This window comes from Oleiphilus sp. HI0067 (assembly GCF_001635735.1).
Window position 1 is genome coordinate 1 of sequence record NZ_LWFI01000245.1, and the last position, 758, is coordinate 758.

2 protein-coding genes are annotated in these 758 nt (G+C 44.6%); one reads left to right on the forward strand and one right to left on the reverse strand.

Annotated features, from left to right (window positions below):
• The coding region (locus A3739_RS03190) for a glycine zipper domain-containing protein (RefSeq protein ID WP_231876989.1) at window positions 1-280 on the reverse strand (280 nt) is incomplete at its 3' end.
• 222 nt (window positions 281-502) lie between these two features.
• Between A3739_RS03190 and A3739_RS03195 the strand changes: the two genes are divergently transcribed.
• Window positions 503-758, forward strand: a 256-nt coding sequence (locus A3739_RS03195; RefSeq protein ID WP_068500277.1) for a DUF1330 domain-containing protein, incomplete at its 3' end; no start/stop codon positions are given.

Here is a 758-nt window from a genome sequence, read left to right on the forward strand (position 1 = left end):
GTTCGAGTTTTTTGCGCAATTGTTCTTCTTGCTGATCCATATAATAACCGGCACCACCTCCGGCTAAAGCCCCAGCAGTTGCCCCAATTAAAATGCCTTTCTTTCTATCACCTTTGCTAGACGTCGCAGCGCCGATGACTGCACCACTCACCGCACCAATGACACTACCTAATGTTGCGTTAGAGGTTTTTTCTTCACCCATGTAAGCATCGCGCGTTGCGCAGCCTGTGATGATGGCGAATGCCAATGAAGCGACGAACATTTTGAATACTACTTGCATACTTCTTCCTAGTTATCAGAGACCTATGTTTACCCTAGATTGCTCCAAACTGCTTTGCAGGACTTTTCTGGTTAATTTGAACGAATAGGTGTTCTATGGAGTATGTGCTTGACGCCACGATTTATCTGAGGTTTGAACGTTTCTCAAAACGCTAATCAAGTAGAGATGCTTAGTTGAGTTTGCAATACACTAAGCCAAAACAAATAGTAGGACGTGATACGTATGCCGGTTTATGCACTCAACCTTTTCAATATTAAAGATGCCTCTGAATACAAAGCCTACGCGCGACGATCAGCGAAAGAGATTCAGTCGCATGGTGGGCGTGTTGTCTCGCTCGGAAAATTTCGTGAATCTATACAGGGCGATATCTCTCCGCGCACGGCGATGATATTGGTTGAATGGGAAACTAAAGAAGCCTTTGATCATTATCGAAATGATCCCGCGCTAGCAGATTTACATCCACACAGAGTGAATGGAA